Below are 16,056 nucleotides of genomic sequence, written 5' to 3'. Positions count from 1 at the left end.
AATCCCCACGCAAGATTTGGGGATGGCCGAATGACACAGACATTCTACAATGCCAACACAAAAAGGTAACGACTCAGGTTTGCAAGCCACTTCACAACTTGGGCACAGCAGACCGGTTGACAAAATTGATATAGTTTCGAGAGATACTTCCTTCTCGCCACCATGCCAATCCCCACCACAGGAGCCCCCGTGCACACCGTATTCTATGTTTCCGACGGCACCGCCATCACCGCTGAAGTGTTCGGCCACGCCGTGCTGAGCCAGTTTCCGCTGGCGTTTGAACAGATTACCATCCCCTTCGTGGAGACTCTGGAAAAGGCGAGGCAGGTACGGGCCCGCATCGACGAACAGTTCCGCCAGACCGGGGTGCGCCCCATCCTGTTCCACACCATCGTCGACCCGCAAGTACGGGAAGAGGTGCTTAAGGCGGAGGCTTGCGGTCACGATTTCCTCAACACCTTCGTGAGCCCGCTGGAGCAAGAGCTGGGGGTCAAGGCCGAGCCCAGGCTCCATCGCACCCACGGCATGGAGAACCGCAAGCTCTATGACGATCGCATCGAGGCAGTGAACTTCGCCCTGGCCAACGATGACGGCATCACCACCCGGGAGTACGACGAGGCGGACATCATACTGATCGGGGTGTCACGTTGCGGCAAAACCCCCACCAGCCTCTATCTCGCGCTGCAGTTTGGCATCCGCGCCGCCAACTACCCCTTCATCGAACAGGACATGGGCTCCCTGGATCTGCCCACCGCCCTCAAGGCCAATCGCCACAAGCTGTTCGGCCTCACCATCGCCCCCCAGCGGCTGCACGAGATCCGCAACCAGCGCCGCGCCAACAGCCGTTACTCTTCGCTGGAACAGTGCGAGCAGGAGCTGGCGAGCGTGGAGCGACTGTTTCGCCGGGAGGCGATCCGCTTTCTCGATACCAGTTCCCACTCGGTGGAGGAGATCAGCGCCAAGATCCTGGAGGCAACCGGCCTGCGCCGCCACCTCTGTTAAGCCAGCTTGACAGCTATCGCTGAGGATAATGACAAAATCCGGGGTCTGCCCTTGCCAACCAAGGCATGGCTAGCCATCACAGTGACCATTGAGGCGACGGATACAACGAGGGGCAAGCGCATCAAGGCGTTTGCCCCTCCTTTTTCCCATCTGATCAAACGCGCCGTTTAGTGGTGGCAATTGAGCTCAGGGTTATTCATCAGGCGAGCATAGCAGGCCAGCAAACCGTCATTTCGGCGTACCCGCTCAGCCAGCCAGCAACCGGCTACTCCCCCGATCAGTGCCCCTGCCAGCAGGAGCCTTGGCCAGTGCTGTAGCAACCCTTCATCTCCCAGCCAGCCCCAACCGGCCAGGATGGCGATCGCCATCGTCAGGAGCAGTGGGCAGGCCGCCATGGCCAACCAGAGCGCCAGTAGCACGCCCTTGGCCACCCCCTGTTGTACCAGACCCCCTTTATCCGCTCCTTCAACCAGCTTGTGCATCGTTTGCATCCCTTTCTCAGTAAAAGCAATGAAAAATCACCATCAAAAAATCATGTCAACAAAATTCAATTCGATTGTTTAAATTTCACCCAACCACTAACCAGAAGCTTGATCAACTCATGAAAAAGCTGGCTATCGTGCAAAACACCACCACTCAACATGGAAAACAGGTGCATTCATGGCGGATTATCACTATTCTGCTTGCGTTGCCAGCCAGCATGAAAAATCACAAAACGCATGGCGTAACGAAATAAATACAGCTTTCGTCAGGTTTTGGCTACGCATCGCGGCCTGCTCAGGATGAGCCCAACACCGACTGAGACAACAGAGAGATAAGGACAGACCATGGATTTGAAACAAGACGGCGAAGAGCTGAAACGCGGTCTTAAAAACCGCCACATTCAGTTGATTGCATTGGGCGGCGCCATCGGCACCGGCCTGTTTCTCGGCATCGCCGACACCATCAAGATGGCGGGCCCTTCGGTGCTGCTGGGCTATGCCATCGGCGGCTTCATTGCGTTTCTCATCATGCGCCAGCTTGGCGAGATGGTAGTGGAAGAGCCGGTTGCCGGCTCGTTCAGCCACTTTGCCTACAAGTACTGGGGTGACTTCGCCGGCTTTGCCTCCGGCTGGAACTACTGGGTACTCTACGTGCTGGTGAGCATGGCCGAGCTGACCGCAGTGGGTATCTATGTCCAGTACTGGTGGCCCGAGATCCCGACCTGGATGTCGGCCGCCTTCTTCTTCGTGCTGATCAACGCCATCAACCTCTCCAACGTCAAGGCGTTCGGCGAGATGGAATTCTGGTTTGCCATCATCAAGGTGGTCGCCATCCTCGGCATGATCGGATTTGGCGGCTGGATGCTGCTCTCCGGCAGCGGCGGCCCCGAGGCCACGGTCAGCAACCTCTGGGCCCAGGGCGGCTTCTTCCCCAACGGCGTGGGCGGGCTGGTGATGGCCATGGCCTTCATCATGTTCTCCTTCGGCGGCCTGGAGCTGGTCGGCATCACGGCCGCTGAAGCCGACAACCCGGAGAAGAGCATCCCCAGAGCCACCAACCAGGTGATCTACCGCATCCTCATCTTCTACATCGGTGCCCTGGCCGTACTGCTCTCCCTCTATCCCTGGGGCAAGGTGGTGGAAGGCGGCAGCCCGTTCGTGATGATCTTCCACGCCCTGGACAGCAACCTGGTGGCCAACGTGCTGAACCTGGTGGTACTGACCGCCGCGCTCTCGGTCTACAACAGCTGTGTCTACTGCAACAGCCGCATGCTGTTTGGTCTGGCCAAGCAGGGTAACGGGCCCAAGGCGCTGCTCAAGACCAACAAGAGCGGGGTTCCCCTGACCGCCATCTCCATCTCGGCCGCCGCCACTCTGTTGTGCGTGCTGATCAACTACCTGATCCCGGGCAAGGCCTTCGGCCTCTTGATGTCCCTGGTGGTCTCCGCCCTGGTCATCAACTGGGCCATGATCAGCCTGGCTCACCTCAAGTTCCGCAAGGTCAAGGCCGCCGAAGGGGTGACTACCAAGTTCAAGGCTCTGTGGAGCCCGTTTGGCAACTACCTCTGCCTCGCCTTCATGGCCGCCATCCTGGTGATCATGTATTTGAACGAGGGCACCCGCATCTCGGTTGAGCTGATCCCCGTGTGGCTGGTGGTGCTGGGGGTGGGTTTTGCCATCAAGCGCAAGAGCCAGGCCCAGAGCAAGGCCGTCGCCGAACTCGGCTAACCTCGGGCAATACAAAACAAGAAAAACGCCGATCGGATGATCGGCGTTTTTTTATTGTCTGGTAAGACTCGTTGACCATGGCAAATGGCCAAACGGGGAAGTGGCTAGGTCCCCTCTCTGGCCCCCCCAGGGTTGCCGGAAGTCAGGTCGGGAGTGTTCTCGGGAGCCGTGTCAAGGGGAGCATCAGGAGTGGCATAGGAGGTAGGCACAGCCTCCCCCGCCAGATCGGTTCTCGGCTCCAGCTCGGCGGTCATGGGGGTATTGGGCGGCACAGGGATAAACACCTGATGCTCGTCCAGCGGAATGGGCGCCCGCTGCCGCTTGCGCCAGCCAAGGTAAGTGGCGAGCAGCGCCCCGCACAGGGCAAAGTAGAGGAACAACCCCTCTGGCCCGAAGGGACGCATCAGGAGCGGCGCCAGCAGCGGGCCTATCATGGCCCCCATGCTGTAGGCGAGCAGCAACCCCTGGTTGGCCCCCAGCACCTGATCCGGATGCAATTCGTCACAGGCGTGACTCAGGCTCAGGGGATAGATGGAAAACGCCATGCCCCCGAGCAGGAACACCAGGGCCCCCGCGATCGGCTCGCGCCAGCCGGCGGGCAGCGCCACCATCAAGAGGGCAAGCAGGGTCAGCACGCTGCACAGCAGCAGGATCACCAGTCGCCGGTCGAAACGATCGGACATGCGGCCAATGGGATACTGCAGGCACATCCCCCCCAGGATCACCAGCGCCATCATGTCCGCCACCCGGGAGAGGGAGGCCCCGGTATCGGCAAAATAGAGGGGCAGCAAGCCATAGATAGCCCCCAAAATAAGGCCCGAGGTAAAACTGCTGCCCATCCCCGCCGGGGTGAGGCGCACCAGCTCACGCACCCCGACCGGCTGCGGCGCCACCATGGCGGGCATGGCCACCCGCGAGATAGCGAGCGGCACCACCGACAGGGTGGCGGCCATGGCGCACAGAGCAAAGGGGGTGAGCACCATAGGATCGATCCATTTGAGCAACAATTGCCCCATGGCAAGGGATCCGTAGAGCAGGATCATGTAGAGGGACATCAACCGCCCCCGGTTGGCGGGGGTACTCGAGACCAGCATCCAGGACTCCAGCACCACGAACAGGCCGCCGGTAGCAAATCCCCCTACCAGACGCATCGCCGCCCAGCTGATGGGTTCGACCACCATGCCGTGCAACAGGAACAGAAAGCAGAGCAGGGAGGCATAGGCCGCATAGGCCCGGATATGCCCCACCCGGATGATGAGGCGGGCGTTGACGAAAGCCCCCAGCACCAGGCCACCGAAATAGGCGGCCGACACCAGGCCGATGGCCTGGGCCGAGACATCCTCGGCCGACAGGCGCACCGTCAACAGGGTGTTGAACATGCCGTGCCCCAGGATGAAGATCACCAGACTGGTCAGGGGGGACAACAATCGTCTGAGGGTCATGGGCACTCCAGTAAGATGAATAAGGGTGGCGAATAATTCGGCGAAAGGATCATGGTACCGTTTGCTTCCGGTTCGCTTCAACCCTGCGGCATTTGCCAAGCCATGGCGCGCACGGCCTGAACCGGACAACTAGAATGGGAAATAGAGTCCACTCACCATAGTCCCAGCAAACAGGAACGCCTTAATGTCTGCGAGCATCGCCAAGTACCCGATCGCCCCCGAGTTCGAGATCCCGGACTCCCTGCGTCTCTCCTGGCAAAAAACCATCAATCTGATGGCTGAGCTGTTTCACGTGCCGGCCGGGCTCATCATGCGGGTACATCCCAGCGAGATCGAAGTCTTCATCACCAGCCAGACGCCGGACAACTGCTACCCTGCCGGCGCGCGCGAGCACCTCGACTCAGGGCTCTATTGCGAACGGGTCATGGATACCCGCCAGGAGCTCCTCGTTCCCAATGCCCTCAAGGATCCCGAGTGGGATCACAACCCTGACATCAAACTCGGCATGATCTCCTACTGCGGCCTGCCGCTCTGCTGGCCCGATGGCCGGATCTTCGGCACCATCTGCGTGCTGAGCCGGGAGGAGAATGACTACGGTGGTCTCTATCGACAGTTGCTCTTGCAATTTCGTGACTCGGTGCAGCAGAGCATGCATACCCTCTACGACAATATCCGTCTGCAGGAGACGCAGGAAGAGCTCGAGCAGCACAAGGCACAGCTGACCCAGACCCTCGACAGCCTGAAAAAGACCCAGGAAGAGCTGATCCACACCGAAACCCTGGCGGCACTGGGGGCCATGGTGGCGGGGATCTCTCACGAGCTGAACACCCCTATCGGCAATGCCCTGATCGCCACCACGGCTCTGCAGGAGAGAACGCGGCAACTGGCCGCCCAGTTGGGGGCACAGACGATCCGTCGCTCCACCCTGGAAGAGTTCATCAAGGCCACCCAGGAGATGAGCGAGCTGGCGCAGCAGGCCATCACCCAATCGGCCAAGCTGGTCAAGAGCTTCAAACAAGTGGCCATCGATCAGACTTCGGAGAGCCGGCGCAGCTTCGAACTCAAGCGCCTCATCGACGACAACCTGGCCAACCTCAAGGCCGGACAGGGCTATGACCGTGTGATCATGCAAAATACTGTTGGTGAGGGGCTTCTCTGTGACACCTACCCGGGCCCCCTGAGCCAGGTCCTGCTCAACCTCGTTCACAATGCCGCTGTGCATGGCATAGGGAGCAGGCAGGATGGGCGAATCGTGATCAGCGCCTATCAGGACAAGGAGACCATCTACCTGGAAGTGCTGGACAACGGCCAGGGCATGGCCCCCAACGTACTGGCCCACATCTTCGATCCCTTCTTTACCACCACCCTGGGCAAGGGAGGTTCGGGGCTGGGGCTCTCCATCTGCCGCCGCATCGCCACCTCGGTGTTGGGTGGCAGCCTGACGGCGCGTTCGTCACCGGGTGAAGGCAGTTGCTTTACCCTGACCTTCCCGCGCATGGCTCCGGGTCGCCTGTGACAACGCTCCTGTGCCATCTATCCAAAACACGGGCCTTCGTTGCGCCCTGACGAGGTCTATCCTTGCAGATGTCCCCCAGCGAGGTAATCAAGATGAAATCACTCCTGTTTGTATTCACCCTGCTCTTTGCCGGCGGCGCGCTCGCCTTTCACTGCCCTGCCGACATGAAGAAGATTGACGATGCCCTGGCCAGGGCACCCGACCTCAGTGCCGAGCAATTGGCACAGGTGAAAAAGCTGCGCGCCGAAGGGGAGTCTCTGCACAAGGCGGGCAAGCATCAGGAATCCGTCGATGCGCTGGCCAAAGCCATGGCCCTCTTGGAGATAGAGAACCACTGACGCGTGCCCACTCCCCGGGGCAACAGATGGCAACAGAGCCCTCTCCGGCCACGGTGAGGGCTCTGCCATTAATGACCCCCTGGTAATGGCACCCAGGCAAACGCCCTGCCAATCCATAGCATCAGACTCGGCCGCTGTAGACCAGGGTGCTGTAATTGAAGGCAATCCGGCCATCTTGCTCCCAGCGCGCAAACTCGCGGCGGATCAGTGCCGTCAACTGCTCATAAGCCGACGTACCGATAGCGGGGGCATAGGAAGAGGAGTTGAGCCGACCCAGCACCCCGTCCAGATCGAAGTGCTGGCAGTTGTCGAACCGGCTGAGCCGATAGTCCCCCTCGAAGAAGGCGGCAAAGTCATCCTCCCCCAGGTTGCGATGATTGACCTCCTCATAGTCGCCGGAATAGGTGCGCAGCCCGTCCTCGTAGGCCTTGAGAAATTCGGTATTCGTCAGCCTGTCATTCCAGATAAGCGCCACTCTGCCACCTGGCTTTAGCAGGCGGCGACTCTCGGCCTTGAAGGCCGGGCGATTGAACCAGTGGAACGCCTGGGCGACCGTGACGAGATCCACACACCCATCCGGCAGGCCGGTTGCCTCGGCCCGACCATCATGACAGACGACATTGGCAACGCCGGCCAGCAGCTGCTGCGCCGCCGCACGCATATCCGGATTGGGTTCGACGGCCAGAACCTGACGCACCCTGGGGGCCAGCAGCGCCGTCAGTATGCCGGTGCCCGCCCCGATGTCGGCAACCAGGGTCTCTGGCCCCATAGCCAGCTCATCGGCCAGAAAATCCAGCATGGCTGACGGGTAGCCGGGGCGGTATTTCACATAGGCTTCGACGCGGGCTGAAAATCGTTCGGTATTGTCCATCCATCACTCCTCATTATGCTGTCACACAATAATGTTCCTGCGACTGCCAGCCTGGCCCCCATACGTTCAGGCTTCAAGGCCAACAACGACGCTCACGGCCCTGGCGAGTCGAATCGCGGCGGGCCAAAGTCTGCGTATTTATTCATGGCGCTGGCGCCAGCCCATTAATATGACCAGATTGACCTGTTGTTGAGGCGGCATAAAGAGAGGCTCCCTCCCCTTTGGCCTCATCAGACGTTCATACCATGACCTGAACAGAAGTCATGTTTGAATATTCCTCATGAGAGCCCCATCACAATCTTCATATTTCGCAACTGACACTCTGGTTATTAGTCAGTGTCTGCGTAATAAGCTGGGGCGTGGCGTGTCATTGTTCACATGGGTACAGTATCTTGGTGTACCGGACTCAATGTGCTGCTGTGTAATGGATGTACAGGCCGTTCGGCTGATGATGAGGTTTCTTTTGAACCTAGATGGAGCGACAACATGAAATTGGGAAAAATATCTGCGGCAGTGAGCATCATCCTCTCCGCCGGTGTCATGGCATAAACGGATAAACCGAACATTCTGGTCATCTTTGGTGATGACATCGGCTGGCAGAACGTCAGTGCCTATGGCATGGGCACCATGGGTTACACCACCCCCGACATCGAGCGAATCGCCAACGAAGGCATCAAGTTCACCGATCATTACGCGCAGCCGAGTTCGACGGCGGGCCGCGCCGCCTTCCTGACCGGGCAGTACCCCATTCGCTCCGGCATGACGACGGTGGCCATGCCCGGTGGTGCGCTGGGTCTGAAGAAAGACTCCCCGTCTCTGGCCGAAGTGCTCAAAGCCGTTGGCTACAAGACCGGCCAGTTCGGCAAGAACCACCTAGGGGATCACAACTTTGCCCTGCCGACCGTCCATGGCTTCGACGAATTTTTCGGCAACCTCTATCACCTCAATACCCAAGAAGAACACGAGCAACGGGATTACCAGAATTTTGCCAAGCAGTACTCTGGCTCGGTGGAGGCGTACAGCAAGAAGTTCGGTACCCGCGGCGTCCTGCACTGCTACGCCACCGAGACCGAAGACAAGACGGTCGACCCGCGTTTCGGTGAAGTCGGCAAACAGAAATGTACCGATACCGGCCCGCTGGGCCAGGAGCGGATGAAGGACTTCGACCGCGCCGAGATGATCCCGGCCGCCCTCAAGTTCATCGACAACTCGCTCAAGGAAGACAAGCCCTTCTTTACCTGGGTCAATACCAGCCGCATGCACCTCTATACCCGTCTCAACGACAAGTGGCGCTATGCTGCCGAGCAGTACACCAGTGAATACGACTACCATGGTAGCGGCATGATGCAGCACGACAGCGACATCGGCTATCTGCTCGACGAACTGGAAAAGCGGGGTCTGAAAGAGAACACCATCGTCATCTATACCACCGACAATGGTCCGGAACACTCCTCCTGGCCTTATGGCGCCACCACGCCGTTCCGCGGCGAGAAGATGACCACCTATGAAGGGGGCGTCCGGGTGCCCATGATGGCACGCTGGCCGGCCCAGATCCCGGCGGGTGGCGTGCTCAACGGCATCCAGGGTCACCAGGATCTCTTCACCACCCTGGCGGCGGCAGCGGGTGTCCCCGACGTCAACAAGAAGATGATGGACGAGAAGAAACAGTACATAGATGGCGTCAACAACCTCGCCTACTGGGAAGGCAAGAACAAGGAATCGGCTCGCGACTCCATCTTCTACTACTTCGAGGACAAGCTCTCGGCGGTGCGGGTCGGCCCCTGGAAGTTCCACTTCGCGGTGGCAGAGAACTACTATGACAACCTCACCCCGCTCTCCAAGCCCAAGCTCTACAACCTGAGGGCCGATCCGTTCGAGAGTTACGACTCCATCGATGCCAACGGCCACCTGGTGCAGAAGATGTCCTGGATGCTGGCACCGGTCAGCGAGATGGTCGGCGAGCACGTCAACACCCTGGTCAAGTATCCGCCGGTTCAGGGAAGCACCACCTTCGACATGGCCAAGGTCATTCAGGAAGCCATGCAGAAAACCCAGCAGTAAACGATACGGCGGAGGGCTATCCCTCCGCCATCTTCATCCCGCTGGCTGACACCTTTCCCTTTCGTCAGGTTTTCATCCCGTATCGACCTCGCCCGTCGTCATCAGAAGAGTAACGATGAACAAAATCCGGACCCGTGACACGACTCACCTGGACGTCACCCCGCTCAAAACCGCCAGCCGCGACAGCAGCGGCGCCTATGCCCGCCGCTTCCATGTCATGGCCAAACCGGGGGGCTCCAAGTGCAACATAGATTGCCAATATTGCTTCTACCTGCACAAGGAAGACCTGCTCCATCAACCCAGACAACCCAGGATGGATGAAGAGACCCTGGACACCTTCATCCGTAGTTACATAGAGGGGCAGGATGGCGACGAGATCGTCTTCTCCTGGCAGGGCGGTGAACCGACCCTGCTCGGCATCGACTACTTTCGCCAGATAGTGGCGCTGCAGCAAAAGTATTGCCCACCCGGGGTCAGCATCCGCAACGACTTGCAGACCAACGGTATCCTGCTCAATGACGAGTGGTGCCGGTTTCTCAAGGAGCACGGCTTTCTGGTTGGCCTCTCCATCGACGGGCCCCGCGCACTGCACGACAAATACCGGGTGACCCGCAGCGGCAAACCCACCTTCGATCTGGTGATGGCGGCGGCCGAGCTGCTGCGCCAGCATCAGGTTCCCTTCAATGCCCTGACCGTCATCAACCGGCACAATGCGAAATATCCCCTCGAGGTGTATCGCTTTCTGACCCGGGAACTGGGGGCCACCTACATCCAGTTCACCCCCTGCGTCGAGGCTAGCGATTTCAAACGCACGGCCCCGCAATTCTGGAACGACAGCATGCTGCCCCTGGTTGGCAGCGAGCTCAGCAAACCCGACCACCCCATGTCGATCGTCACGGACTGGTCGGTGGATCCCGATGACTGGGGCACCTTTCTGGCAACCGTGTTCGAGGAGTGGGTCAACAACGACCTGGGGCGCGTGCTGGTCAATCTGTTCGAAACCGCCGTGGCCCAGACCATGGGATACCCCTCCCAGCTCTGCGTCACCGCCGAGTTTTGCGGCAAGGCGCTGGCCATCGAGCACGATGGCAGCGTCTTCTCCTGCGATCACTTCGTCTATCCGGAGTATCGGCTGGGGGATATCAAACAGCGCCCCTTGACCCACATGGCCTTCTCCACCCGCCAGGAGGCATTTGGCATGTCCAAGCGGGACAGCCTGCCCGATTACTGCCTCAAGTGCCCCTACCTGACGCTCTGCTGGGGCGAATGCCCCAAGAATCGTCTGGTCAGGGCCCCGGATGGCGAGATTGGCCTGAACTACCTCTGCCCCGGGATAAAGCGTTTCTTCGACTACGCGGCCCCCATACTGGCAGGCATCGCCCACGTGCTGAAAGAACAGGATCAGGGTAGATGAGCACCGGGCATGGCCGCCCAGCGTTCGTCCACCTTTTCGCTCTCTGTATCAAGTCTCTTTGTCAGCCTCTTGTCTTCTCCAACCCACCGGCCATCACGGTGGGTTGCCCCTCTTTACCTGCCCGGCACGCCATGTTTTATGGCTAACCCCATGTGGGTATTAACGCCAATAAATAACTGACAATTCTGATTTTTATTTTTCCAACTCCCAGTCCTTTTATTCACCCCCTATTATCTGATCTGACCAAACATGCCTTTTTGTTATATAGTAGAAATTAATTCACCTTTTGGTTTCACCTGAAACCTCAAGTTAAATAATAAAAAACAATACCCCGCGCTATATCAAGGACCCCTGATTCTCTCTTGCCTGAATTTATTTTGGCGGGATGAGTGCAGCTATTTCGGAAGGAAAAATCACACTCACAGTTCGGATCCTCTATGTCCATCAACAACATGACCATCGGCAAGAAGCTGAGCGCCGCATTCATCGTATTGGGGCTGATGCTGGCCTCCATCGGCGGCTTCTCCCTACTGCAGTTCGAAAATATGAACACGCAGACGCTGGATATCACAGATGCGGTGATCCCCAGCATCAATCGCGCCAACGATATTCGCAATGTCGCGACCGATCTGCGTCGCCATGAATTGCTCTATTTCGTCAATTTCGATGATGAGCAAAAACGAAATGAATATCGGGTCATCATGGACAGCAAGCCGGCACAAATGGACATGCTGCTCGAGGAATATCGCAAGACGCTATTTGATCAAAACGAGACCCGTCTTTTCGAAGATCTGAAATCCGATTGGCGCAATTACCTGAATTTTTACTACAAGGTAAAAAATACTCTGGAACAAGGTGATACCCTCAACGCACGTTATATGTTCCTGCGCGATGGCACGCCCCTTTACGACAAGCTCCACGAAGCCGTCGAGGCGCTCATCAAGATCAACCAGGACTATGCGGTCGAAGGGCGCAGCATGGCCGAACAGGCCTATGGCAACGCACGCATCAACATCATGATCACCCTGCTGCTGGGGGTCATCGCCGTGGTCGTGTTCGCCACCATCCTGACTCGCCAGATCCGCGATCCCCTGTTGATGCTGGCCGATCAGGCCCAGCAGATTGCGTCCGGCCGTCTGGGGCGTGGCACCCTGTGCGACTGGTTCGATCAGGGCCGCTTCCACAAGGACGAGATTGGCCAGCTTGCCCACTCCATCCGCCACATGAAGGAGGGGCTGACCGACCTGGTCAACGACATCGACGCCTCGGTCAGCCAGCTGAGCTGCGCCGTGGAAGAGGTAAGCACCATCTCGGTTCAGGCTTCCCAAAGCATGCACCAGCAGCAGCAGGAGATTGCCCAGGTCGCCACCGCCATGAACGAGATGCAGACCACGGTACATGAAGTTGCCCGCAACTCCACCGACGCAGCCGTCGCGGCCCAGCACGCCTTTGAAGCGTCCCATCAGGGTAACCAGGTCGTGCTGGATGCCATCGACAGCATCGAAGAGGTCTCCAGCCAGCTGGAGCAGACCGGCCGGGTGATCCACAACCTGGAGCAGGAGAGCAGCAATATCGGCGTGGTACTGGACGTGATCCGCGGCATCGCCGATCAGACCAACCTGCTGGCTCTCAACGCCGCCATCGAGGCCGCGCGCGCCGGCGAACAGGGTCGCGGCTTTGCCGTGGTAGCCGATGAGGTACGCACCCTGGCCAAACGCACCCAGGACTCGACCTGCGAGATCAACAAGATCATCGAAATACTGCAAAACTGCGCCATCGATGCCGGCAATGCCATGCAGGCCAACCGCGACCAGATGGTGACTTCCGTCGAGCTGGCACGCCAGGCGGGCAACAGCATCGGCAAGATCAACGAGGCGGTGACCCATATCACCGACATGAACACCCAGATTGCCAGCGCCACCGAGCAGCAGAATACGGTGACGGGCGAGCTCAACCGCAACATGGTCACCATTCACGAGGTCGCCGACGAGAACGCCCAGGGTGCGCAGCACACGGCCCAGGCCTGTCAGGATCTCAATAAACTGGCCATTCACCTGCAGCAGAGCATCGGCCGCTTCAGCCTGACCTGATACCTATACCAACAACAAGCTCCCCCTATTTTCACGGCGCCATTCGATGGCGCCGTTTTTTTATGTCCCTCTTACTTTCTTTCGACGAGCGACATAAAAAAGGCCCTGCTGATGCAGGGCCTTATCGCTTGCAGGGTCACGGCGCTTTAGCCACGAACGCCTCTTCTTACTTGGCGTAATCCTCGGTGGGTACGCAGGAGCAGAACAGGTTGCGATCGCCGTAGACGTCGTCGATGCGGTTAACCGACGGCCACAGCTTGCTGGCGCGCACAGCCTCGGACGGGAAGACCGCCTCGGCGCGGCTGTAGGCGCGGTTCCACTGCTCGTCCATCACGTCATCCTGAGTGTGGGGCGCGTGCACCAGCGGGTTGTCGGTCAAGCTCCAGTGGCCGTCCTGCACCTTGGCGATCTCGGCGCGGATGGCGATCATCGCCTCGACGAAGCGATCCAGCTCGCGCTTGGATTCGGATTCGGTCGGTTCAACCATCAGGGTACCCGCCACCGGGAAGCTCATGGTCGGCGCGTGGAAGCCAAAATCCATCAGGCGCTTGGCCACGTCCATCTCGCTGATGCCGGAGGCTTCTTTGAGCGGACGGATATCCAGGATGCACTCGTGGGCAACGCGATGGTTGCGACCGGTGTAGAGCACCGGGAAGGCCTCGCCGAGCTTCTTGGCCAGGTAGTTGGCGTTGAGGATGGCGACCTGAGTGGATTTCTTCAGCCCCTCGTCACCCAGCATGGCGATATACATCCAGCTGATGGGCAGGATGCTGGCCGAGCCGAACGGTGCGGCCGATACGGCGCCGTTGTCACGGCTCTCCTTGTCGGTCTTGACCACGGCGTGACCGGCCACGAACGGTGCCAGATGCTGTTTCACGCCGATGGGGCCCATGCCCGGACCGCCACCACCGTGGGGGATGGCGAAGGTCTTGTGCAGGTTGAGGTGGGAGACGTCCGCGCCGATAAAGCCAGGCGCAGTCAGCCCCACCTGGGCGTTCATGTTGGCGCCGTCCAGATAGACCTGACCACCGTACTGGTGCACGATGTCGCACACCTCCTTGATGGTCTCCTCGTACACCCCGTGGGTGGAGGGGTAGGTCACCATCAGACAGGAGAGCTGATCCCCCGCCTCGGCCGCCTTGGCGCGCAGGTCATCAAGATCCACGTTGCCGGCCTTGTCACAGGCGGTGACGATCACCTTGAGGCCCGCCATCTGGGCAGAGGCCGGGTTGGTACCGTGGGCAGAAGCCGGAATGAGGCAGATGTCGCGATGCCCCTCGCCGCGAGACTCGTGGTACTTCTTGATGGCGAGCAAGCCCGCGTACTCGCCCTGGGCACCGGAGTTGGGCTGCATGCAGACCGCATCGTAGCCGGTCACCTTCACCAGCCAGTCCTCAAGGTCTGCCAGCAGCAGCTGGTAACCCTTGGCCTGCTCGAGCGGTGCAAACGGGTGCAGCTTGCCAAACTCGGGCCAGGTCACCGGGATCATCTCGGCGGTGGCGTTGAGCTTCATGGTGCAAGAACCCAGGGAGATCATGGCGTAGTTGAGCGCCAGATCTTTTGCTTCGAGACGGTGGATGTAGCGCAGCATCTCGGTCTCGGAGTGGTACTTGTTGAACACCTCGTGGGTCAGCACGGCGTCGCTGCGCAGCAGATCCTGCGGGATGGCATGATGGGCCTGGGCCGCCTTGTCCAGCGCCTCCAGATCCAGGCCGTGGCCTGCCCCCAGGAACAGCTCGAACAGCTCGGCCACGTCGTCACGGGTGGTGGTCTCGGACAGCGACACCCCCACGGCGCCATCCAGATCGGCGCGCAGGTTGATGTCCAGCCCCTCGGCCTTGGCGATCAGCTCTGATTTGCCCGCTGTCAGCACAGTGAGGGTATCGAACCAGCTGTCGTGCTTGAGGGCCACGCCCTTGGCTTTCAGCCCCAGCGCCAGGATGCTGGTCAGACGGTGTACGCGGGAGGCGATGGTTTTCAGCCCCACCGGACCGTGGTAGACGGCGTAGAAGCTCGCCATGTTGGCCAACAGCACCTGGGCGGTACAGATATTGGAGTTGGCCTTCTCGCGGCGGATGTGCTGCTCGCGGGTCTGCATCGCCATGCGCAGGGCATTCTTGCCACGGGCATCCTTGGAGACGCCGATGATGCGGCCCGGCATGGAGCGCTTGTAGGCATCGCGGGTAGCGAAGAAGGCGGCGTGAGGACCACCGTAACCCATGGGCACGCCAAAACGCTGGGCAGAGCCCAACACCACATCGGCGCCCAGCTCGCCCGGGGATTTGAGCAGCAACAGGGAGAGGATATCAGCGCTGACGCAGGCCAACCCTTTCTGAGCCTGCACCGCGGCGATCAGGGCGCGCAGATCCTTCACCTCACCCGTGGTGGTGGGATACTGGAACAGGGCACCGAACACCTCTTCGCTCACCGCCTCGGCGACGGGGCCCACAGCCACGTCGAAGCCGAAGTGCACCGCGCGCTCCTTGACCACGTCGATCACCTGGGGATGCACGTCGTCGGCCACGAAGAAGAGGTTGGACTTGGACTTGGCCATCCGCTTGGCGAGTGCCATGGCTTCGGCAGCGGCGGTGGCTTCATCCAGCAGGGAGGCGCTGGCGAGATCCATGCCGGTCAAGTCCAGGGTCAGTTGCTGGAAGTTGAGCAGGGCTTCGAGACGGCCCTGGGCCAGCTCGGGCTGATAGGGGGTGTAGGCGGTGTACCAGCCCGGGTTCTCCAGCACGTTGCGCAGGATGACATGGGGCACGTGGGTGTCGTGATAACCCATGCCGATATAGCTCTTGGCAATCTTGTTCTGGGCGGCGTAACCCTTGAGCTTGGCCAGGGCCTCCACCTCCGTCATGCTGGCGCCGATCCCCAGGGGGCCGGGGCGACGGATGGCGGCCGGGACCGTCTGCTCAATCAGATCGTCCAGGCTCTCGGCACCCACTTCGGCCAACAGCACGCGCAGCTCTTCCTCACCCGGGCCGATATGACGGCGGATGAAATCGGTTTTTTGCTCGAGTTCAAACAATGACTGGGTCATTTCCCTATTCCTGCTCATAAATCCTGATAAAAAGCACTGATAGTCGGCCTGGACCGACTCCACTCATGT

Annotated in this window: 11 protein-coding genes; 7 read left to right on the top strand and 4 right to left on the bottom strand. The window is 59.7% G+C overall.

Going from position 1 to position 16,056, the window contains the following annotated elements; translation table 11 throughout:
* The first annotated feature begins 189 nt into the window (after positions 1-189).
* Positions 190-1,002, top strand: coding sequence for a pyruvate, water dikinase regulatory protein (locus MRK42_RS08430; RefSeq protein ID WP_026456094.1), 813 nt, complete (start codon positions 190-192; stop codon positions 1,000-1,002).
* 167 nt (positions 1,003-1,169) lie between these two features.
* Here MRK42_RS08430 and MRK42_RS08425 read toward each other — a convergent pair whose 3' ends face one another.
* Positions 1,170-1,484 (bottom strand): hypothetical protein, encoded by a 315-nt coding sequence (locus MRK42_RS08425; protein ID WP_338612169.1) that lies wholly within the window; start codon positions 1,482-1,484, stop codon positions 1,170-1,172.
* Between the two features lie 345 nt (positions 1,485-1,829).
* Here MRK42_RS08425 and MRK42_RS08420 point away from each other — a divergent pair, with 345 nt between their 5' ends.
* Complete coding sequence (locus MRK42_RS08420) at positions 1,830-3,212, top strand: amino acid permease (protein ID WP_026456096.1); 1,383 nt, start codon at positions 1,830-1,832, stop codon at positions 3,210-3,212.
* Positions 3,213-3,316: 104 nt separating this feature from the next.
* Here MRK42_RS08420 and MRK42_RS08415 read toward each other — a convergent pair whose 3' ends face one another.
* On the bottom strand, positions 3,317-4,654 hold the full coding sequence (locus MRK42_RS08415; protein ID WP_338612168.1) for an MFS transporter: 1,338 nt from the start codon (positions 4,652-4,654) through the stop codon (positions 3,317-3,319).
* 184 nt (positions 4,655-4,838) lie between these two features.
* Between MRK42_RS08415 and MRK42_RS08410 the strand changes: the two genes are divergently transcribed.
* Complete coding sequence (locus MRK42_RS08410; RefSeq protein WP_338612167.1) at positions 4,839-6,170, top strand: GAF domain-containing sensor histidine kinase; 1,332 nt, start codon at positions 4,839-4,841, stop codon at positions 6,168-6,170.
* 92 nt (positions 6,171-6,262) lie between these two features.
* Positions 6,263-6,508 (top strand): hypothetical protein, encoded by a 246-nt coding sequence (locus MRK42_RS08405; RefSeq protein WP_061477209.1) that lies wholly within the window; start codon positions 6,263-6,265, stop codon positions 6,506-6,508.
* A 121-nt stretch (positions 6,509-6,629) separates the two neighbouring features.
* Here the strand turns inward: MRK42_RS08405 and MRK42_RS08400 are convergent, their stop codons facing one another.
* Positions 6,630-7,379 carry a class I SAM-dependent methyltransferase gene (locus tag MRK42_RS08400; RefSeq protein ID WP_338612166.1) on the bottom strand — a complete coding sequence of 250 codons (750 nt, stop codon included), beginning with the start codon at positions 7,377-7,379 and terminating at the stop codon, positions 6,630-6,632.
* A gap of 618 nt (positions 7,380-7,997) precedes the next feature.
* Between MRK42_RS08400 and MRK42_RS08395 the strand changes: the two genes are divergently transcribed.
* The 3 genes from MRK42_RS08395 to MRK42_RS08385 all read left to right on the top strand — a co-directional run bounded on the left by MRK42_RS08395 (position 7,998) and on the right by MRK42_RS08385 (position 12,944).
* Positions 7,998-9,440: an arylsulfatase gene (locus tag MRK42_RS08395; protein ID WP_354689013.1), complete on the top strand. Its 1,443-nt coding sequence runs from the start codon at positions 7,998-8,000 to the stop codon at positions 9,438-9,440.
* 115 nt (positions 9,441-9,555) lie between these two features.
* Positions 9,556-10,854, top strand: a complete 1,299-nt coding sequence (locus tag MRK42_RS08390; protein WP_338612165.1) for an anaerobic sulfatase maturase — start codon at positions 9,556-9,558, stop codon at positions 10,852-10,854.
* 437 nt (positions 10,855-11,291) lie between these two features.
* Positions 11,292-12,944 (top strand): methyl-accepting chemotaxis protein, encoded by a 1,653-nt coding sequence (locus MRK42_RS08385; protein ID WP_061477205.1) that lies wholly within the window; start codon positions 11,292-11,294, stop codon positions 12,942-12,944.
* 166 nt (positions 12,945-13,110) lie between these two features.
* On the opposite strand, the gene gcvP is transcribed toward MRK42_RS08385, so the two are convergent.
* Positions 13,111-15,987 carry an aminomethyl-transferring glycine dehydrogenase gene (gcvP, locus tag MRK42_RS08380; protein WP_338612164.1) on the bottom strand — a complete coding sequence of 959 codons (2,877 nt, stop codon included), beginning with the start codon at positions 15,985-15,987 and terminating at the stop codon, positions 13,111-13,113.
* Between the last annotated feature and the right edge of the window lie 69 nt (positions 15,988-16,056).

The organism is Aeromonas sp. 19NY04SH05-1 (assembly GCF_040581895.1).
Taxonomy (GTDB): domain Bacteria; phylum Pseudomonadota; class Gammaproteobacteria; order Enterobacterales; family Aeromonadaceae; genus Aeromonas; species Aeromonas enteropelogenes.
The sequence above is the reverse complement of the archived record's forward strand: the minus strand, read 5'-3'. Positions and strand labels throughout refer to the sequence as shown.